The sequence below is a fragment of the Methanoculleus chikugoensis genome (assembly GCF_019669965.1).
In the GTDB taxonomy this organism is placed as follows: Archaea; Halobacteriota; Methanomicrobia; order Methanomicrobiales; family Methanoculleaceae; genus Methanoculleus; species Methanoculleus chikugoensis.
This window is the reverse complement of record NZ_AP019781.1, coordinates 895,641-914,249: the sequence shown is the minus strand read 5'-3', so window position 1 is coordinate 914,249 and position 18,609 is coordinate 895,641. Positions and strand designations below refer to the sequence as shown.

General features: G+C 64.3%; 16 protein-coding genes. 10 read left to right on the top strand and 6 right to left on the bottom strand.

Annotation, left to right across the window (positions count from 1 at the left end):
• Window positions 1–14 precede the first annotated feature (14 nt).
• The 3 genes from MchiMG62_RS04710 to MchiMG62_RS04700 are packed head-to-tail and all read right to left on the bottom strand — an operon-like array spanning window position 15 to window position 3,411.
• Complete coding sequence (locus MchiMG62_RS04710) at window positions 15–926, bottom strand: ketopantoate reductase family protein (RefSeq protein ID WP_221058101.1); 912 nt, start codon at window positions 924–926, stop codon at window positions 15–17.
• Between the two features lie 20 nt (window positions 927–946).
• Window positions 947–1,414, bottom strand: a complete 468-nt coding sequence (locus tag MchiMG62_RS04705; RefSeq protein WP_221058100.1) for a methylated-DNA--[protein]-cysteine S-methyltransferase — start codon at window positions 1,412–1,414, stop codon at window positions 947–949.
• Entirely contained in the window at window positions 1,402–3,411 is a 2,010-nt protein-coding gene (locus MchiMG62_RS04700; RefSeq protein WP_221058099.1) for an ATP-dependent DNA helicase, read from the bottom strand. Before MchiMG62_RS04700 ends, MchiMG62_RS04705 begins: the two co-directional genes overlap by 13 nt.
• A 250-nt stretch (window positions 3,412–3,661) precedes the next feature.
• On the opposite strand from MchiMG62_RS04700, the gene MchiMG62_RS04695 reads away from it, so the two are divergent.
• The 10 genes from MchiMG62_RS04695 (at window position 3,662) to MchiMG62_RS04650 (ending at window position 14,631) form a co-directional block, all read left to right on the top strand.
• Entirely contained in the window at window positions 3,662–3,916 is a 255-nt protein-coding gene (locus MchiMG62_RS04695) for a DUF5654 family protein (protein WP_054848266.1), read from the top strand.
• 58 nt (window positions 3,917–3,974) lie between these two features.
• Window positions 3,975–5,021 carry a magnesium/cobalt transporter CorA gene (gene corA / locus MchiMG62_RS04690; RefSeq protein ID WP_221058098.1) on the top strand — a complete coding sequence of 349 codons (1,047 nt, stop codon included), beginning with the start codon at window positions 3,975–3,977 and terminating at the stop codon, window positions 5,019–5,021.
• Between the two features lie 63 nt (window positions 5,022–5,084).
• Window positions 5,085–5,396: a hypothetical protein gene (locus MchiMG62_RS04685; protein WP_221058097.1), complete on the top strand. Its 312-nt coding sequence runs from the start codon at window positions 5,085–5,087 to the stop codon at window positions 5,394–5,396.
• 152 nt (window positions 5,397–5,548) lie between these two features.
• Window positions 5,549–6,547, top strand: coding sequence for a magnesium/cobalt transporter CorA (gene corA, locus MchiMG62_RS04680; protein ID WP_221058096.1), 999 nt, complete (start codon window positions 5,549–5,551; stop codon window positions 6,545–6,547).
• 88 nt (window positions 6,548–6,635) lie between these two features.
• The gene (acsB, locus tag MchiMG62_RS04675) at window positions 6,636–8,672 is read left to right on the top strand and encodes an acetyl-CoA decarbonylase/synthase complex subunit alpha/beta (RefSeq protein WP_221058095.1); all 2,037 of its coding nucleotides are present in this window, start codon (window positions 6,636–6,638) and stop codon (window positions 8,670–8,672) included.
• Window positions 8,673–8,685: 13 nt separating this feature from the next.
• A complete protein-coding gene (locus MchiMG62_RS04670; protein ID WP_244987799.1) occupies window positions 8,686–9,597 on the top strand; it encodes an acetyl-CoA decarbonylase/synthase complex subunit delta in 912 nt (303 codons plus the stop codon).
• A gap of 3 nt (window positions 9,598–9,600) precedes the next feature.
• Window positions 9,601–10,935: an acetyl-CoA decarbonylase/synthase complex subunit gamma gene (gene acsC, locus MchiMG62_RS04665; RefSeq protein WP_221058094.1), complete on the top strand. Its 1,335-nt coding sequence runs from the start codon at window positions 9,601–9,603 to the stop codon at window positions 10,933–10,935.
• Window positions 10,935–12,857, top strand: coding sequence for an ASKHA domain-containing protein (locus tag MchiMG62_RS04660; protein WP_221058093.1), 1,923 nt, complete (start codon window positions 10,935–10,937; stop codon window positions 12,855–12,857). The genes acsC and MchiMG62_RS04660 overlap by 1 nt, the downstream gene beginning before the upstream one ends.
• Window positions 12,854–13,879: a uroporphyrinogen decarboxylase/cobalamine-independent methonine synthase family protein gene (locus tag MchiMG62_RS04655; RefSeq protein WP_221058641.1), complete on the top strand. Its 1,026-nt coding sequence runs from the start codon at window positions 12,854–12,856 to the stop codon at window positions 13,877–13,879. The genes MchiMG62_RS04660 and MchiMG62_RS04655 overlap by 4 nt, the downstream gene beginning before the upstream one ends.
• Entirely contained in the window at window positions 13,876–14,631 is a 756-nt protein-coding gene (locus MchiMG62_RS04650) for an ATP-binding protein (protein ID WP_221058092.1), read from the top strand. Before MchiMG62_RS04655 ends, MchiMG62_RS04650 begins: the two co-directional genes overlap by 4 nt.
• Window positions 14,632–15,153: 522 nt before the next feature.
• On the opposite strand, the gene MchiMG62_RS04645 is transcribed toward MchiMG62_RS04650, so the two are convergent.
• The 3 genes from MchiMG62_RS04645 to MchiMG62_RS04635 form a co-directional block, all read right to left on the bottom strand.
• Entirely contained in the window at window positions 15,154–15,543 is a 390-nt protein-coding gene (locus tag MchiMG62_RS04645) for a cupin domain-containing protein (RefSeq protein WP_221058091.1), read from the bottom strand.
• A 40-nt stretch (window positions 15,544–15,583) separates the two neighbouring features.
• Window positions 15,584–16,576, bottom strand: a complete 993-nt coding sequence (locus MchiMG62_RS04640; RefSeq protein ID WP_221058090.1) for a TIGR03557 family F420-dependent LLM class oxidoreductase — start codon at window positions 16,574–16,576, stop codon at window positions 15,584–15,586.
• 455 nt (window positions 16,577–17,031) lie between these two features.
• Window positions 17,032–18,438, bottom strand: coding sequence for a PAS domain-containing protein (locus MchiMG62_RS04635; RefSeq protein ID WP_221058089.1), 1,407 nt, complete (start codon window positions 18,436–18,438; stop codon window positions 17,032–17,034).
• Window positions 18,439–18,609: the final 171 nt, after the last annotated feature.

Sequence of the window (18,609 nt, the reverse complement as noted above, 5' to 3'; positions counted from 1 at the left end):
TTCTCTCCCGGCCGTCAGAGCCGCTCCCGGAAGCGGATCAGTTCAGCGATGCAGGTGTTGTAAGGCGCCCCGATGCCGTGCCTTTCGGCGAGTGCCGCCACCGCACCGTTCATGAAGTCGATCTCGGTCTTCCTCCCGCCAGCGATATCCTGGAGCATCGATAAGTGGTGGGCGGCCGTCGCGGGGAGCTGCGCCGTCCGGAGATACTCCAGGTACGCCGCCGGCGTCTCCCAGGGGAGAGCGACGCCTTCTGCTTCCGCCACCCGGTAAGCCTCCTCCACAATCGCGGTGACGACCGCCCATGCATGCGGATCGGCGAGCACGCCGTAAGGGACGTTCATGAGGGCGCCGAGCGGGTTTAGCGCGCAGGTGTAGAGGGTCTTACCCCAGATGTCCGTCCGGATATCGGCGGTCGCCTCCGCCCGGATGCCGGCATCCCGGATGAGGGCGGCGAGACGCTCGACCGCGTCGTCCGTACCGGACGGGAACCGCCCGATTTTCATCGACGCCGCCTCCACGGAGACGTGAACCGAGGCATCGCCCCGCCACTCGAACCCGGTGATGATCATGGCTCCGATGACCCGATCGGTGAACCGCGCAATGATCTCCTCGTTTCCGATGCCGTCCTGGAGGCTCACCACCTCGCGTCCCCCGATGGCGTCGGCGAACTGGCGACAGATCGCCTCCGTGTCGGTGGATTTTGCGGCGACGATGAAGTAGTCGGCATCCCGCCACGCGTCGGGGAGTTCCTCGGAGCAGCTGAACCGGTATGCGCCCTCTCCCCATATGCCGGTCATCAGAAAGCCCCGATCCTGCACCGCATCCGCGTGCCGCGCCCTCGCTACGGCATGAACGTCCGCGACGCGGGACAACTTTGCGGCAACGGTCAGCCCGACCGCCCCGGCACCCAGGACCACGATCTTCATTTCACTATATTATGACGGAGTTACCTGTTAACTCCTCTCTTTTCCGGGGTGCAGACATCTCCCCTGCGTTCCAGGGCAAGCAGGGTCTTTTTGATGGCGAGATCGGGGGAAAATCCACCAATGCCGGCTTTCGCGACGACCCGGTGGCAGGGCACCACGATCGGGGTCGGGTTCCGCGCCATCGCCGCCCCGACCGCCCGGGGCGCGGTCCCGACCATCCGGGCAACCTCGCCGTAGGTGACGGTCTCCCCGCAGGGGATTGCCCGGACGGCACGGTAGATCTTCGCAAAGGTCGTGTCGCCCTCGGTCGCGACGCTCCTGAGCGAGGAGAGGTCCGCCGGCCGCCCGGCACAGTAGCGCAGGAGTTCCTCCGGCACCGATCCTGCAATCCCTTCACGTGCGAACCGCACCCGGTAGACGAGATCGTCCTGCCATGCGACGTGGACGTACCAGAGGTCCAGCCGGCACGATCCGGTCAGGATCGCCATCTCTCGGCCTCCTTCCGGAACGCTTCAACGGTGCATGTCCTCATCTCATCCTGCATCCACGGCGGCAGCCCCGCATGAACCCGGCGTTCCAGGAACCTCTTCTCCCCGAGGACGAGCATACCCCTGTCCTCGGGCGTCCGGAGCACCCGGCCGAGCGCCTGCAGGGCGCGGTTGACCGCCGGGAGAGTGTAACTGATGAACTCCCCCTCCTCGCCGAACTTCATCCGGAAGTAGTCGATAACCATCTTGCGGACGCGGTTGAACGGCGCGAGCGGGAGGCCGATGACGAGCGCCCCCGAGAGCATCTCGCCGCGGTAGTCCAGGCCCTCGCTCCATTTGCCGCCACAGACCGCAAAGAGGATGCCCGAGCGGCCGGTTCCGGGGAGGGCCATGAACTCCCGGAGCATCACGGCCGAGGCCGCGGTATCCTTGGACTCGATGTAGATCTGTTTCTTTCTGATCCGGGGAGCGCAGCGATCCGCGAAGGTGTTCAGGAGGTCGTAGGAGGGGAAATAGATCGCGAGGTTCCCGGGGAGGGCGGCGAACGTCGTGATGTAGTCCTCGGTCCGTGCGAGGTTCTCCCGGTCCCGGCGCATCGAGTAAGCGGTGGTGATGTCGGTTGCGCAGAAGATGCGGCGGTTCTCCGGGGGAAAGGAGTTCGGGAGCGAGATCGTCGTGACAGGAAGGTCGCCGAAGTAGTAGCGGCGGTAACTCTCGATGGGCGAGAGCGTCCCCGAGATCAGGACGCAGCAGGCGTGCGCCCGGGCGATCTCCTGGAGTTTGGTGCTCGGGTCGATGTTTCGGACCTCAAGCGCCACGGCCCCGTCCTCCTCTTTGCGGTAGACCGTGAGGTAAGCCGGGTCGGCGGCGGAGCGGAAGATCCGGTAGAAGAACTCGGTCAGCCGCTCGATCGCGCTCTCCCGGAACTCGCCCGCCTGCATGTTCTTCTCGCGGATCCCCTCGCTGATCTTGAGGAGGTCGTCCACGATCTCCTCCACGTTCCGGTAGAGCGTGCCGGAGAGGATCATCCGCTGGAAGATCGCGGGATCGAACCAGTCCTCGGCCTCGTGCGAACCTTTGAGCGCCTCCATGAACCGGGTGATCTGCGGCAGGATCTGGACGATAGCGTCCGCCTGCGGCGACCGGCGGCGTCCGGAGAGTTCGTGGCCGGCCTGCACGATATCCCGCTCCTCGATCGTCACGCTCTCGATGCTCTGGACGACGTCGCCGCAGTTATGGGCCTCGTCGATGAGCAGCATGGCGTCGTGCCCCTCGATCCCGAGCGACTGGTAGAGCTGTTCCCGGATGATATCGTCGAAAAGGTGGTAGAAGTTCACGAGCACCACTTCGGCGTCCCGGGCGGCGTGCATCATCGTATCGTAAGGACAGATGTCGCCGCAGAACCCGGCCAGCTGGTCGGGCCAGATGAGCTCGGTGCTCACCCGCTCGGCCCGGACGCGCAGGGCCGCCGACGGGATCATCTTCAATCCCCCGTCCTCGGGCTCCACGAAGGATTTGCCGTGGATGAAGTAGGGGCAGATGAGCGGGTGTTCCGGGTCCATCTTCCGGATCTGCTGTTTGATCTGGCGGTCGTTCGCCGGGACAAGCGACCCCTTCTGCGCCCGCTCCCGCATCAGGGCCGTCGAGAAGGACTTGACGCCCTCGCACCGCCGGTAGATGTCACCTTCGCCGCCGAGCGGGCACATGCTGGACTTGCCGATGAGGTAGGCGAACTTGAGGTTGCCGCGCTTCTTCCGGATGAGCTCAAGCTCGCGCATGAACGTCGCAAGCTGGCTGATGGTCCGGACGGCGACGAGCACTTTCCGGCCCCGGCTCTCCGCGAGGAGCGCGGAGGCCACGCTCGACTTGCCGCTCCCGGTCGGCGCATCGATCATGGCGATGCCGCCGTCGCGGGCGACAGATGCGGCCAATTCAAGCATCTCCCGCTGATGAGGCCGGTACTCCCGGTACGGGAACCAGTCGTCGAGGCTATCCATTGCATACAGTTCGACGTCGTACGTCAATGTAGTTTGGGTGCCCGGGACGAAAGTGAAGGCGAGGAAGGCCGGGGAGAGGATGATGCCGGATCTACGGCGACTCTGCCGGGAAAACTTCGCGGCGCACATATCCGGCCCTGCTTCCCCTAAGAGCCCATAAGGGAGACGCGAAAGCCTGACGGAGCCCGGAGAATGCCGCACGGCGAAAGTATTATATTAGTTACCGTACACCTCCCGACTGAGGAACCATATGTCTTTCAAAACAGAGGTCATCGACAAGATAGCGGCCCTCGTCACGGCCGCATTTGGTCTGGTCGCCGCTCTCGCATGGAACGGCGCCATTCAGGAACTTTTTGCCCTCATATTCGGGGAACAGAGCACGCTCGTTGCCATGTTAGTGTATGCCGTCGTCGTGACGATCATCGCGGTGATTGTGGTGATCCTGATCGGCCGTGCCGCCGCAAAGGCGAAGAGAGAGGATGAGGTGGCGGCAGCAAGCAGGTGAAGCACGAACCCACTCTTTTTCGGCAGATTCATCTGAACCGGAATCAATCCAACCTTCCATGAGCCCGCACGACGGCCAGAGCCGGGGATCGAGCGGACGCATTACCGAAACCGACGTTTCCCGCTCACGACCGGTCACCGTCACGGTCATCGACTACGATGAGGCCCGCTTCAGTGAGCGAACGTACACGCTGCCGGGGGAGATCCAGATCGCCGTCCTCCCTCAGGGGGTCACCTGGATCGACGTCGACGGCGTCCACGATACCGGGGTGATCCAGGCGGTCGGGGATGCCGTCGGGATTCACCCCCTGACCTTGGAGGACATCGCGAACGCCCGCCAGCGGCCGAAGATCGAGGACTACGGCGATTACCTCTACGTCGCGGTCCGGATGCTCGCTCCCGGCGACGGCGAGTTCAACAGCGAGCAGGTCAGCTTGGTGCTCGGGAGGGGTTACGTCGTATCCTTCCAGGAGCAGCCGGGCGACGTCTTCGAGCGTATCCGGGAGCGCCTGCGTGCGGGAGCAGGAAGGCTCCGAAGCGTCGGGCCGGACTACCTCTTCCACGCTCTGCTGGACGCGATCGTCGACGGCTACTTCGCCAAGATCGAGGAACTCGGGGAGCGTGTCGAGATCGTCGAGGAGGAGGTGGTGGCGGACCCCGACCGCGGGACGCTGCAGGCGATATATGCGTTAAAACGGTCCTTAATCGCGCTCCGGCGTTCGGTCTGGCCGCTCCGCGAAGCAGTCGCACAACTCGAGCGGGGCGAATCGCCCCTGATCGATGAAACGACGCTCGTCTACTTCCGGGATGTCTACGACCACACCATAGAGGTCGCCGAGACGGTGGAGACCTACCGGGATATGATATCCGGGACGCTCGACGTCTATCTCTCAAGCCAGAGCAGCCGGATGAACGAGATCATGAAGGTCCTCACCGTCATCGCCACCATCTTCATCCCGCTCACCTTCATCGCCGGGGTCTACGGCATGAACTTCGCCTACATGCCGGAGATCAGCCATCCCTGGGGCTATCCGGCCGCCCTCGCCTCCATGGCGGCCGTCGCGGCCGCGATGCTCCTCTACTTCAGGAAGAAAGGGTGGATCTGAACCGCGACCGGCACCCCCCGCTCATAACCGGATACCGGTATCTTCCGTTGCGTCGAAGCCCGCGTGCGCCGGCGGGACCAGGGCGAGGGGCATGCAGGCGAACCGGCGACACCCGGAGAGGCAGGAAGAGAGGCGTGCGGCGCTCTGAATCGTCGCCGTCATCGTGATCTCCGGCGCATCAGGGACGAGTGGGAATGCTACTCGTTTCGGAGAACGGTATCAAGTTTAAAGGTCTTCGTTATCGGCGTCATCCTCCCCCGGATCCGGATCGACACCAATTACGTCCCGGTCGCCTACGGGATCGTCGGTGCGGGAATCGCTGTCGCGACCGAGAAGATCATCGTCTACGACGGCGGGCCGGTAAAAGATGCATGATCGGCCCGGCAGTGGTGTTTTATACCTTAGGATGAATGCCCCTTCCCCGGGATGGTGTCCATAACTCCTGCCGGGCGGCTCGCCGGGCGATTCCCCGAGACCGGCGAGGTGTATCCGCCTCTTCCCCGGGGAGCAGGCAGTCCGGAGGTTTGATGCAGCCGGAAAAAACCTGTGGGATACTCTCGATCCGGGTGATCGACTACACGCAGGACCGCATCGAGGAGCACGAGTGCATCGAACTCACCGAAGCATGGTCGTGGATCGGCCGGGAGACGGTCACCTGGATCGACGTCGTCGGGGTGCCGGAGCGCGACGAACTCGTGATCCTCGGCAGACAGGCGGGGATCCACCCGCTCACGATGGAGGATATCACGGCCCCGGACCAGCGGCCGAAGGTGGAGGAGTTCGGGAACTACGTCGCCGTCATCGCGAGGATGCTCTCGGAGAGAGGCGGCAGGGTTGCAAGCGAGCAGGTCAGCCTGATCTTCGGGGAGAACTACGTCATAACGTTCCGCGAGCAGCCATTCCGGGTCTTCGAACAGGTCAGAGAGCGGCTCAGGAACGAACTGAGCGTCATCCGGGGATCGGGGCCGGACTTCCTCGCGTATACGCTCCTCGACGCCATCGTGAGCGTCTACCTCGCCATCCTCGACGCGGTCGACGACCGGGTGGAAGACCTCCAGGGCAGGGTTCTGGCTTCCGCGGATCCGCTTGCCTTGAAGCAGATCTACGAACTCAAAGAAGATCTCCTGACTATCCGGAGAGCGGCCGTGCCGGCACGCGAGGTTCTCGGGTCGCTCGCGAGCCGGGAGTTGAGCCTTGTCCGGAAGGAGACGATCCCGTACTTCCGGGATATATACGACCGGTGCATCCAGGCGGCAGAGGTTGCGGAGTATACCCGGGATACGCTCTCCGGCGTGATGGATCTCCATACCTCGAACCAGAACAACAGGCTCGCCGAGATCACGACGATCCTAACCATCGTCGCGAGCATCTTCATCCCCCTGAGTTTCATCACCGGGTTTTACGGGATGAACCTCAGGAACATACCGCTCGAAGACTCGCCGCTCGGATATCCTCTCGTCCTCAGCCTCATGCTGGGCGTCGTGGCCACGATGCTCCTCTACTTCAGGAAGAAAGAGTGGATATGACGCCGGGCCCGAAAACCCCGGCGGCTGCCACCCTGCGCGGGTACAATGTTTTATGAACGTGTGCAGAGTATCACCCGCTGATGGCACCATGAAGAACAGACTCAGGGATCCTCTTGATGCGGCGATAGAACGCGGCCGCACCGGCCTCGATGCGAGGATGCAGGCACTCGCCGGGAAGCTCGCCTATGCGGATACGGCATACGCCCTCCCCGTGACCTACGCCGTCACCGGCATCGCCGTACGGGACGCGGATGGAGCGCGCGAAGCGTACCGGCAGTCCGGCAACAACCTCCTCGTCGCCTGCGAGTGCCTGATGGCCGGAGAAGGCGGTGTCGCGAGCCCCTGCACCGGGTTTATCCCCGATGCGGTCATCCGGGGGCTCGGCTACACCCTGGTCGACGGGAGCGTCACCGGCCTCGGCCTCCTCGTCGGGAGACCGGAGAGCCCCGATGCCGCCGCGGCCGTCTGCCGGGAGATGCAGGAGAAGTCGCTGCTCACCTTCCTTGCCGGCGGGGTCGTGGAGGCGCTCTCCGGCGCCGGTGTCCGCCTGGGGCTGGATTACCGTCTGGTGCCGCTCGGGCCGGAGAGCGCCCGGGGCATCCACTTCGCCGACATCCTCGCCCGGGTCGCGATGATGTTCGGCGGGGTGCAGCCGGGAGACGTCCACTCTCTGCTCGGATACGCCGCAGAGCGGGCGAAGGCGTTCGTGATCGCCTTCGGGAGCCTCACCGACGAAGAGGTCGCGTTCGTCGACGCCCTGCGGGTGCTCGGGATACCGATCCTCGCGGCAGGCGCGGGTTACGAGGGAGGGGAGTGGTTATCAGTCGCCCCCGTGGAGGCGGTTCGGACGGGAATGGATCTCAGGGGGATCAAGGTCACGGTCACGGCGATCCCGATACCCATGGCCTGTTCCCCTGCGTTCGAGGGGAAGAGCATCCGCAAAGAGGAGATGTACGTGGAGTTCGGCGGCGGGAGGACGCCTGCCTTCGAGCTCCTCCGGATGCGGCCCCGCGAGGAGGTCGAGGATGGGAAGGTCACCATCGTCGGGCCCGAGGTCGACGCCGTTCCGGAAGGCTCCGCCCTCCCGCTCGCGATCCTGGTGGATGTTGCCGGTGCGAGGATGAAGACGGACTACGAACCGGTGTTCGAGCGGCGGATCCATACCTTCATCAACTACGGCGAGGGGTCCTGGCACGTTGCCCAGCGGGATCTCATCTGGGTCAGGCTCTCAAAAGAGGCGGTGGCGAAAGGTGTTAAGATACGGGACATCGGGACGCTGCTTGTCCACAAACTCAAGGCAGAGTTCCCGGATCACATCGACGCGGTCCAGGTGACGCTGGTCACCGACCGCCGGAAGGTCGAGGAAATGCTCGCGGAGGCCCGGGCGGTCTACGCGGCGCGGGACGAACGGATCGCCGGCATGAAGGACGAGGACGTGGAGACCTTCTACTCCTGCACCCTCTGCCAGACGTTCGCCCCGAACCACGTCTGCGTCATCACCCCGGAGCGGCCGGCGCTCTGCGGGGCGATCACCTGGCTCGATGCCCGGATTGCCCACGATATCGCTCCCGCCGGGGCGAACCAGCCGGTCCCGAAGGGGGAGACGGTGGACGCCGTCTCCGGGGAGTTTGCAGGGGTGAACCGGTTCGTGAAGAAGGCATCCCACGGTGAGGTCGATCGGATCGCCCTCTACAGCATGATCGAGAACCCGATGACCGCCTGCGGGTGCTTCGAGTGCATCGCGGCGATCGTCCCGGAGGTGAACGGCATTCTCATCGTCAGCCGGGAGTTCACCGGGGAGACGCCGCTCGGAATGACCTTCTCGACGCTCGCCGGGACGATCGGGGGCGGCGCGCAGACGCCGGGGTTCATCGGCATATCAAAGAACTACATTCTCAGTGATAGGTTCCTTGAGGCCGAGAACGGCATCGTGAGGGTGGTCTGGATGCCGTCATCCTTGAAAGAGGAACTCGGCGACCGGCTGCGGGCGAAACTCGCCGCACAGGGGATGCCGGACCTTTTCGAGAAGATCGCGGACGAGGTCTCGGCGCCGACGATCGAGGATCTCGTTGCGTTCCTCAAGCGCGTCGATCATCCCGCGCTTGCGATGAGGTCGCTGATCTGAGGAGGGATGGTGCGTGACGGAGAAGAGTGACGAGAGAATGGCCATCCGGGAGGTGCGCCTCGGCGCCACGCAGGCTGAAGGGGGAACCCGGGAGGTCTCCTGCGTCATCGGGGGCGAGCGGAGTCTGCCGTTCTCCGAAAGGACGCCCGGCCGGCTCCTGGTGGCGCTTGAGATCTGCGACGACCCCCGGTTCTGGCCGCCGGTTGTCCGCGACTACGTGGGCGACCTCGCGAACAACACCGATGAGTGGGCGCGGGCCGCGGAGCGCACCTATGGCGCGGACCTGGTGCGGCTGAACTTCACGAGCACGAAGCAACGCGGTTTTAATGCGTTCGACGCGATCGCCGCGACGACGGAGGCGGTGCTTGCGGCGACGGCCCGTCCCCTGATCGTCGAGGGGAGCAACGAGCCGGAACTCGACAGCGAGGTCTTCCGCCGCTGCGGGGAGGCTGGAGAGGGCGAGCGGCTCCTCCTCGGGACCGCGGAGGCCGACCGCTACCGGAGCGTCGCCGCCGCGGCGTTGGCATACGGTCACGCGGTGATCGCCCAGTCGCCCATCGACGTCAACCTGGCCAAGCAGTTGAACATCCTCCTCCGCGAGACCGGCGTGCCGCAGGACCGGATCGTGATCGACCCCTACACGGGTGCGCTCGGCTACGGGTTCGAGTACACCTACTCGGTGATGGAGCGGATACGCCTCGCCGCTCTCTCCGGCGATGCGGACCTCGCGATGCCGATGATCAGCGCTCCCACCGACACCCTCTCGGTCCGGGAGGTGAGGGAGGCCGCACCGGCGGATCGGGAGGCGATGGCGGTTGCCTGGGAGTTCTACACCGCCTACGCCGCATTCGTCGCCGGCGCGTCGATCGTCTGCGTCCGCCACCCGCTGACCGTGGAGAGGCTCAAGAAGGCCCTTGAGGTGTGAACCATGGCGATGAAAGCACTCGACATCTACAAGCATCTCCCGAAGACGAACTGCAAGAGGTGCGGCTACCCCACCTGCCTCGCCTTCGCCATGAAACTCGCCATAGGAAAGGCGGATATCGAGGCCTGCCCGGACCTCGACCCCGATACGAAGACCCTCCTCGGCGGGGTGACCCGGCCGCTGGTCCGGCTCGTCGAGGTCGGCGCAGGCGAGCGGTCGATCGCGGTCGGCGAGGAGTTTGTTCTCTTCCGGCACGAGAAGACCTTCTACCACCCGCCCGGCATCATGGTGCAGGTCTCCGATGCCTGGTCGGAGGACGAGGTGCGCTCTGTCGTGGAGACGGTCAAAGAGACCGTCGTCCACCGGGTGGGGCAGGACCTCGTCCTCAACGGAGTTGCGGTGAAGTACGAGAGCAACCGTCCCGATCGCTTCGCAGAGGCCGTGGCGCTCTCCGGGGGCGGGAGCAGCCTCCCTCTCGCGCTGATCGCTGACGACCCTGCAGCCTTCGAGGCGGCCCTCGCGGCCGCGGGGCAGTACCGGCCGCTGGTCCACGCCGCGACCGAAGAGAACTGGGAGGCCCTCACCGCCCTCGCGAAGCGCTACGGCTGTCCTCTCGCCGTCCGGGCCGCCGGTCCCGCCGAACTTGCCGTCCTCGCCGTGAAGTGCGCGGAGGCCGGGGTCCCCGACCTCGTGCTCGACCCCGCACCGTTGTCACTCTCCGACTTCATCGCCACTGCAACGGAGATCCGGAGAGCGGCCGTCGGGCGGACCGAGCCTGCGCTCGGCTACCCCCTCTACCTCGACGCCGGCGCCTTCGGGGAGACCGATGCGGCCCTCGCGGCGGGCATCCTGAAGTATGCAGGGATCATCGTCACCCTCCCGCTCTCCCCCGCCTCGCGTGGGGCGGCGCTCACCCTGCGGCAGAACATCTACACCGACCCGCAGAAGCCCATCCAGGTGATGCCGGGCATCTACCCGATCAACGAGCCCGGGCCGGCCGCCCCGGTCCTCCTCACGGTGAACTTCTCGCTCACCTACTTCACGCTGCTCGGCTACCTGGAGGCATCCCGGATCCCCTGCTACCTCTTCATAGCGGACACGGAGGGGCTCTCGGTCCTCACGGCCGTAGCCGGCGGGAAACTGACGGAGACCCTCGTCGCCGACTCGCTCAAGAAGTTCGGCGTCGCAGAACTCGTGGACCACCGGTTCCTCGTCATCCCCGGCTACGCCGCCCCGCTCTCCGGAAAGATCGAGGACGCGACCGGCTGGAAGGTGCTGGTCGGCCCCCGCGACGCGGCCGATCTCCCCGGATACCTGGAGAAGGAGTGGAAGGCCTGATGCCGACCGTGACGTTCCTCCCGGGTTACCGGAAGGTGACCGTGCCGGAGGGGGCGACCCTCCTCGACGCGGCCCGCGCTGCCGGCCTCTCCATGAACGTGGTCTGCGGCGGAGAGGGTAAGTGCGGGAAGTGCCAGGTCTATGTAAAAGACGGCACGGTGTCGTTCGACCGCGAGAAGTACCGCAGGTTCTTCTCGGAAGAGGAGATCGCCCGCGGGGTATGCCTTGCCTGCCGGGCGTACGTCGTCGGCGACGTCCAGGTCGAGGTCCCCGCCGGGTCGCTCATCGAGGAACAGAAGATCCTCGTCGAGATCCCCGGCATGCAGGAGATCCCGCTCAACCCCGCCGTGCGGAAATACGAGGTCCGCCTCGAACCGCCGTCCCTTGAGGACACGACCCCCGACCTCGGCCGCCTGCTCGAGGGGATCGAGCGACAGGGCGGGCCGCCCCCGAACAGGGTCTACGCGCCGCTCGGCGTCCTCTGCTCCCTCCCGCAGGTGCTCCGCCGGAGCGGGTGGCACGTAACCGCCACGGTCGCCCTTGTCCCCGGCGGCTACCGCTTGAGCAGCGTGGACGAGGGCGACACCACGGGGAGACTCTACGGGGCGGCGGTGGATCTCGGGACGACCACGATCGTGGCCTACATCCGGAGTCTCGTCGACGGCCGGATCCTTGCTACGGCCTCGAACTACAACCGCCAGATCTCCTGCGGCGAGGACATCCTCTCGCGGGTGAACTTCTCCCGCAGAAGCGGCCTTGCGCGGCTGCAGCAACTCGCGGCGGAGAGCATCAACGAGGCCCTGACGACCGCCGCCGATGCCGCGGGGATCGACCGCGAGGAGATCCTGGAGGTGATGATCGCCGGCAACACGGTGATGACCCACCTCCTCCTCGGGATCGACCCCGCCTACATGATCGCTGAACCCTACATCCCGGTCGTGCGCCGGATGCTCTCGACGGCCGCCGGGCGGATCGGCATCGCGGCCCACACGAACGCCGGGGTCTACACCTTCCCGGCGGTCTCGAACTTCATCGGCGGCGACATCATCGCCGACATCCTGGCCGCCGGGATGGCGGAGCGCGAGGAGGCCACGCTCATGGTGGACATCGGCACGAACTTCGAGGCCGTGCTCGGCAACAGCGACTGGATGCTCTCCTGCGCAGGCGCGGCCGGCCCGGCCCTGGAGGGCGGGGAGGTGCTCTTCGGGATGCGGGCAAACCCGGGCGCGATCGAGCGGGTCCGGATCGACCCCGACACCCTCGCGCCGTCCGTCTCGACGATCAACGGTCTCCGACCGCGAGGGATCTGCGGATCAGGCCTCATCGACCTGCTTGCGGAGCTCTTCCGCGCCTGCGTCATCGACCGGACAGGGGGGATCAACCTGGAACTCGATCACCCCCGTATCCGGAAGGGGCAGTATTACCCCGAGTACGTCGTGGCCTGGAAGGAGGAGACGTCGATCGGGAAGGAGATCGTCATCACCGAGAACGACATCAAGAGCCTGATCATGAGCAAGGCGGCGATCCATGCCGCCTGCATGACGCTCCTCGACGCAGCGGGCCTTGCTCCCGGTGATATCAGCAGGGTCTGCTTCTCAGGGGCGTTCGGGAACTACCTCAACAAGGAGAACGCCGTCACCATCGGGCTGATACCCGAGATACCCCCCGAGTGTATCGAGAACATCGGGAACGGGGCGATCACCGGCGCGAACATCGCCCTCGTCGACCGCAGGCGAAGGAAGGAACTCGACGGGCTTGCCCGGCGGATCACGTATATCGAGCTGAACGCGGACCCGTCGTTCATGGACCGGTATACGTCGAGCTGTTTCCTGCCGCATACGGACATCGCGCTTTTCCCGCACGTGCAGCAGACGCTCGAGGCGTGCCGGGCGAAGCAGGGGGTGAGGTCGTGGCAGGCATGATCCCGTCCCCTGAACTCCTCGCGACCGGCGTGGGGGCGCTTCCCCACCGTGACCCCGACGCGGCGTGCCGGGCGGTGCTCGCGGCCTTCCCACGGATCCCTTACATCCCCACCCTGCCGAACCGGGGACTTTTAGAGGCGATCGTCGTTGCCGATGCCGAGCACCTTCCCGGCGGAGTGGTCCGGGACAGCGGGCTCGTGGTCGACCGGAGCACCGACCCCTCGGAGGCGATGGAGCGGGTCCTGCTCGACTACCTCGAACGGAACGCAGAGCCCTACCGGGTCGGTGAAGCCTACGGGTCGGGGTTCCACGCGATGCTGGGCCGCGACCTCTCGGACGCCCTCCTGGTCAAGTGTCAGGTGACCGGCCCGGTGACCTTCGGGATGCAGGTGGTGGACGAGACGCGCCGGCCCATCCTCTACGACCCGGAGTACGCCGACCTGCTCGGGAAACTTCTCGGCCTCCGGGCCAGATGGTGCGAGGAGACGATGCGGGAACGGATGGGTGCACGCGCGACACTCGTCGTGCTGAGCGAGCCCTACCTTGCGTCGCTCGGTTCAGCAGTCGTCCCGGTGGATGCCGGGGTCGCGGCCTCCGCCATCGAGGATATCGCCGCCCTCCTCGACGGGGGGTTCGGGATCCACTGCTGCGCCAACACCGACTGGGGATTCGTCCTCGGCCTTGCCCCCGCCGTGGTCTCGATCGACGCCTGGACCTACGCCCGCGAGTTTCTGCTCTACGCCGACGATATCGCCCGCTACATGGAGCGGGGTGGCGTGGTGGCCTGGGGGATCGTCCCCGCGGACCACGCCGTCTTTGCGGCGGAGAGCCCGGACTCGTTCTTCTCCCGGTTCCAGGATGTCCGCGCCCGCGCGACGGAGACCATCGACCCCGACCTCTTCGACCGCCAGTCACTGATCACGCCGACCTGCGGGATCCGGAACGCCTCCGAGGGAGAGGCCGCCGCGATCATGGCGGCGACCGCGTCGCTCTCCCGCCGCCTGCGGGGTGAGGAGCCATGATCCGGCCCTGCACCGTCGTCATATCCGGCAAAGGCGGGACCGGGAAGACGACGATCGCGTCGCTCCTGATCGATGCGCTGATCGCGGCCGGCAAGCGGCCGATCCTCGCCGTGGACGCCGACCCGAACGCGAACCTCCACGAGGCTCTCGGGATCGCCCTCACCGAGACGCTCGGGAGCATGCGGGAGGAGGCCTTCACCCGGTCCATCCCCCCGGGCATGGACCGGACTGGATATGTCAGATACCGGTTCCGCCGGGCGCTCGCGGAGGCGGAGGGCTACGACCTCCTTGCCATGGGCCGGCCGGAGGGGTCGGGGTGCTACTGTTTCCCGAACGCCCTCCTCACCGAGTGCATCGAGACGCTTGAGCGTGGTTACCGGCTCGTCGTCGTGGATTCCGAGGCCGGGATGGAGCATATCGCCCGGGGGACGATCCAGAGCCCGAAGGTCCTCCTGATCGTGAGCGATCCCGGGGCCCGCGGGATGCGGACCGCCGGCCGCATCCGGGACCTCGCGGAGTCGCTCGGCCTCTCGCGGGAGAGGATCTTCCTCGTCGTCAACCGTGACCGGGGCGACGACACTATCGAGAGCGATCTCCCCCTCATCGCCCGTATCCCGGAGGACCCGGGCATAGGGGAGGCGGATCTTGCCGGGACGCCGATCGTCGGGATCCCGCAGAACAGCCCGGCGCGGGCGGCGGTGCGCGATCTTGCCGCCCGGCTCGTTGAGGAGTGCGCCCGGCGAGGGGAGTGACGGCGCCGCGCCGGGACAACGCAACGGTTCCGGCGCAATCATACTGTCCGGACCCGCATTGCCCGGGACGGTGAAGGCGCAACAGGAAAACCTGTGGAGAACTCTCGATCCGGGTCGTCGACTGCACGAAGGAGCATGAGTGCGTCGAACTCACCGGGGCCGGGCCATGGATACGCCGACAGACGGCCACCCGGATCGACGTCGTCGTGGTGCCCGGCAGGCAGGCATCCGCCCGTTCATGATTCTGCGCAAAGTTCAGTATATACTCAAACTCCGACATTCCCGACTATCCGACAACGATCGTCTCGATGAACGCCGTCGCGGGGGGTAATGCTCCTTTACTTAAAAAAGATGAGGCGGATATTGAAGGTGCCCCCGGGTGGGTTCCATCGGCTTATAAGGTGGAGATGCCGATTTTTTCAGCAGGGAGATGTGTGATAACGGGGCGGAAATCCCCGTACCCGGGGGCACCGGACACGGAGGTGTGATATCGGGAAGAATGAGGCCGGGAAACCCCTGCCATCACTTCGGGCCGGTAACAAATACTGCCAGCAGTGCGAGATCCTCCTTGTCGGCGATGACGGTGTGACGGACGCCGGGCGGCGTGGTGAAGGTGTCCCCGGGCTTGAAGAGTATCTCTCTCCCATCGAGGATCATCTTCCCGTGCCCGGCGAGGATGGCGTTCCACTCCCACTGGCTCTCGTGAAGGTGGTCAGGAACCTCACAGTCCTTACGCACCCTGACGAGATGGGAAGAGAACGACCCCTTCGTGTCCGCTCCCGGCGCGAGATCCGCCAGGGCGACACCGGTCCATGCCGGGTTCGAGTACCACACGGGTCGCCTGCCCGCTTTCTCTGCAGGGAAGAAGGCGGCACCCTCCTCCATGAGCCGGGCAATGTTCTGGTTTTCCATCGTTTCTCCCATAGATCGGGATGGACCGGGCAAGCCCGGTTCATTCCGTGACGGCGGGGATGATCTCCTTGAAGATATCGATGCCGAGGTTCACGTTCGGGCTCGAGTTGCCGAGACAGAAGTGGTTGATGCCTGCAGCCTTGAACCGCTCGATCTCCTTGATCATCCCTTCGGCGTCGGTTGCGACCATGAAGTTGTCCTTCATCATGTCATGTCCGACAAGGTTTGCATGGAGTTCGACCTCCTTTGCATCGGAGACCTTGTATTTGAACATGGCGGGAACCAGGCAGCCGGCCCAGAAGCGCAGTGCCTCAATGGCTTTGTCATAGTCGGCGTCGACCGAGTACCAGACGAGCATGGCGTGCTCCATCTTGCTCGGGTCCTTCCCGGCCTCGCGGGCGCCTTTCTCGAAGTTCGGGATGGTGACATTCTTCAGCACGGAGGGCGGCGCAGACACCGTCATGAGGTGGTCGGCGTGCTTCCCTGCCAGCTGTGCTCCCTTCGGACCCATTCCGCTGAAGTAGAGCGGAACCTTGTCGTCGGGCTTGGTGTACAGAAACGCCTTGTCGAAGGTGTAATACTTGCCCTTGAAGGAGACGGGCTCCTTGCTCTCCCAGAGTTTCTGCATCACTTCGACGGCCTCGACGGTCATGTCCTGCCGCACCGGTACGCTCGGCCACTCGCCGGTGACCGGCACCTCGTTCAACGCCTCGCCGGCGCCCACGGCAATGCCCACACGACCGGGGTACATCTGCCGGAGGGTGGCGAACGTCTGTGCGACGACTCCCGGGTTGTACCGCATGATCGGGCAGGTGATGCACGTCGAGAAGAACGCCTTCTTGGTGGCCTGGAGTGCTGCACCCATCCAGGCCCAGGCCTGCCCCGTCTGTGCATTGGTGTGATACCAGGGGTGGAAGTGGTCGTCTACCCAGATAGAATCGAAACCGACATTTTCTGCTCTGACTGCCTGTTCAAGCGCATCCATGGGGCGGTACTGCTCAATAGATGCAAAGTAACCCATCTGTGTCTTCATGGTACTGGTCTCCTGATGATCGGCAAAGTCACCTATCCAAGGGCAGGCCTACCCAAATCTTGATACGCTACCAGTTCCAACGAGAGCACTGGTACGGCAGCTGAGGTCCACACATCTAATCCCACTTATCTGTGGTGGATCACGGCCATCCTACCCCATTGAAGGTTCTCTTCCGATCCTGTTGTGGTGTGCGGACTAGTTCTCCGCAGAAAGAATAATGTTTGCGACTGACTATATAGATATCGTTTAATGTTCAACAATGCCCGGACGGCGATCGGAGATATTGGCCTGCCCCGCGATTCATCTTGGATCATACCACCGGGGGATCGTCAAATTATCAGGAGAATCGTTGGGATTCCAGCACGAATAGCCCGACAATCCCCAGGACACGCGGGGAGCGGGGGGTTACACCCGGAGGGCAGGAGGGGGGCTGTGTTCAACAATAAGAGAATGTTTTATATACTAATTCCAGAAAAGTCATTCTCTCGCGTTACACGAGCATTGCACGCCTGGAACGGCGCTTCAGCCTCCTTACGGACAGCATCCGATACGTCGATCATAAAAGACGCGATCTCTCCGGAAGGTAGTTTGAAGACATAATGGGAGATCCAGGGAAAGTCCTCGCGGTTCCGGTATTTGAGCGGTGTAACAAACTCCGGCTTTTCGGTGGTCAGAACGCGATACAGGAGATCGTGCACGTACGGGTTCGGGAGATCGGGGAATTCCTCGAAGAGTTTCCTCCCGACGAGGTCTTCTTTGTTCATCCGCAGGAGGGCTGCTGTTACCCCGTTAACGTCTTTGATGATGTACTCGTTTCCTCCCTCAATCGGCTCGTAGATCAGGACGCCGTTGCAGGCCTTCTCGAAGAACGACCGGTAGCGCGTCTCCTTGAAGGCCAGCTCCTTCCGGGCCAGCCGCTCAGTGGTGATATCCCTGAAGAGGATGGCGAACTCGTGTGAGGTCACCCCGCCGTCTGGAGTGATCGGGGTGAAGACCACGTCGAAGTAAGCGACGCCCGACCGGGTGCTCGGAATCCGCTGATCCCGTTTCAGGCGGTCGAAATCGCAGGCGAGTTCCGTCTCGGCGACTTTTCCCTGCCGGATCAACTCGAGGATCTTCCCTTTATAGCAGGAGATATCGAAGATATTTCCTTCCGCCAGTTCCTGAACCCCGTTCAGGCCGAGGATCCCCAGGGACGCACGATTTGCGTTGAGAACGGTCCCATCGGCCGTAAAAAGGATGATCCCGCTGGGAACCCTCTCGAAGATCGTCCGGATCATCTTCTCCGAGTACTTCAGGGCGGCTTCGGTGTTCTTCCACGCCGTGATATCCTGCAGGCTGATCAGGATCCCCGGCTTCCCCACATGGGAGACCGTCGGGGCAAACTCGATGTGATAGATGTGGTTCGTGCTGTCCTCGATGTACTGCATCTCGGAGAGGTAGGTGCCGGACTGCCGGACCCTCTCGATATTCCGCATGATGGTCGGGTCCGAGAAGATACGGAGGTTCAGGTCGAAGAGGGAGGCGCCGAGGATGTTTCTCCCGCGGTGGATGCCGAGAGTCCTGATGAAACTCGTATTCACCATGAGGATCTGGAGGTCGGCGTCCAGGATGACGATCGCGTTTGAGAGGCGGTCAAAGAGTTCCGAGAGCGGGACCCGCTGCGCCGGGGTGTACAGCTTCGATCTTCCGAACCGCTGCATGCTCACGTCCCCGCTCGACTGGAGCATCTCGAGGTACTTGGCGACGGTAGCCCGGTTCATCCCGAGTTCGCGGGAGATTGCGGAGATGGAGAGGCCCTGCGGCGATCGCTTCTCAAGAAGGCTGACAATTCTACCGAATATATCCTGATACTCGCTCATGAATGCTATCCTCCGGACCTCACGGAGTTCACCGGGATCGGTTGTCGGTCGGGAGATCTCCCGACAAGATCATTAGGGAGATCGTGACTAGTATCTTTCGGGCTTCCGGGAGAGCCCCCCATTGCCGGCGGTCCGGAGACTCTCCACCGGACAACTCCCACTATCGCTACG

Bases quoted from the DNA above. Each gene is read 5' to 3' on its own strand.
- MchiMG62_RS04710 (WP_221058101.1), bottom strand. From the start codon at position 926: ATGAAGATCGTGGTCCTGGGTGCCGGGGCGGTCGGGCTGACCGTTGCC.
- MchiMG62_RS04705 (WP_221058100.1), bottom strand. From the start codon at position 1,414: ATGGCGATCCTGACCGGATCGTGCCGGCTGGACCTCTGGTACGTCCAC.
- MchiMG62_RS04700 (WP_221058099.1), bottom strand. From the start codon at position 3,411: ATGGATAGCCTCGACGACTGGTTCCCGTACCGGGAGTACCGGCCTCAT.
- MchiMG62_RS04695 (WP_054848266.1), top strand. From the start codon at position 3,662: ATGTCTTTCAAAACAGAGGTCATCGACAAGATAGCGGCCCTCGTCACG.
- corA (WP_221058098.1), top strand. From the start codon at position 3,975: ATGAGCCCGCACGACGGCCAGAGCCGGGGATCGAGCGGACGCATTACC.
- corA (WP_221058096.1), top strand. From the start codon at position 5,549: ATGCAGCCGGAAAAAACCTGTGGGATACTCTCGATCCGGGTGATCGAC.
- acsB (WP_221058095.1), top strand. From the start codon at position 6,636: ATGAAGAACAGACTCAGGGATCCTCTTGATGCGGCGATAGAACGCGGC.
- acsC (WP_221058094.1), top strand. From the start codon at position 9,601: ATGGCGATGAAAGCACTCGACATCTACAAGCATCTCCCGAAGACGAAC.
- MchiMG62_RS04660 (WP_221058093.1), top strand. From the start codon at position 10,935: ATGCCGACCGTGACGTTCCTCCCGGGTTACCGGAAGGTGACCGTGCCG.
- MchiMG62_RS04655 (WP_221058641.1), top strand. From the start codon at position 12,854: ATGATCCCGTCCCCTGAACTCCTCGCGACCGGCGTGGGGGCGCTTCCC.
- MchiMG62_RS04650 (WP_221058092.1), top strand. From the start codon at position 13,876: ATGATCCGGCCCTGCACCGTCGTCATATCCGGCAAAGGCGGGACCGGG.
- MchiMG62_RS04645 (WP_221058091.1), bottom strand. From the start codon at position 15,543: ATGGAAAACCAGAACATTGCCCGGCTCATGGAGGAGGGTGCCGCCTTC.
- MchiMG62_RS04640 (WP_221058090.1), bottom strand. From the start codon at position 16,576: ATGAAGACACAGATGGGTTACTTTGCATCTATTGAGCAGTACCGCCCC.
- MchiMG62_RS04635 (WP_221058089.1), bottom strand. From the start codon at position 18,438: ATGAGCGAGTATCAGGATATATTCGGTAGAATTGTCAGCCTTCTTGAG.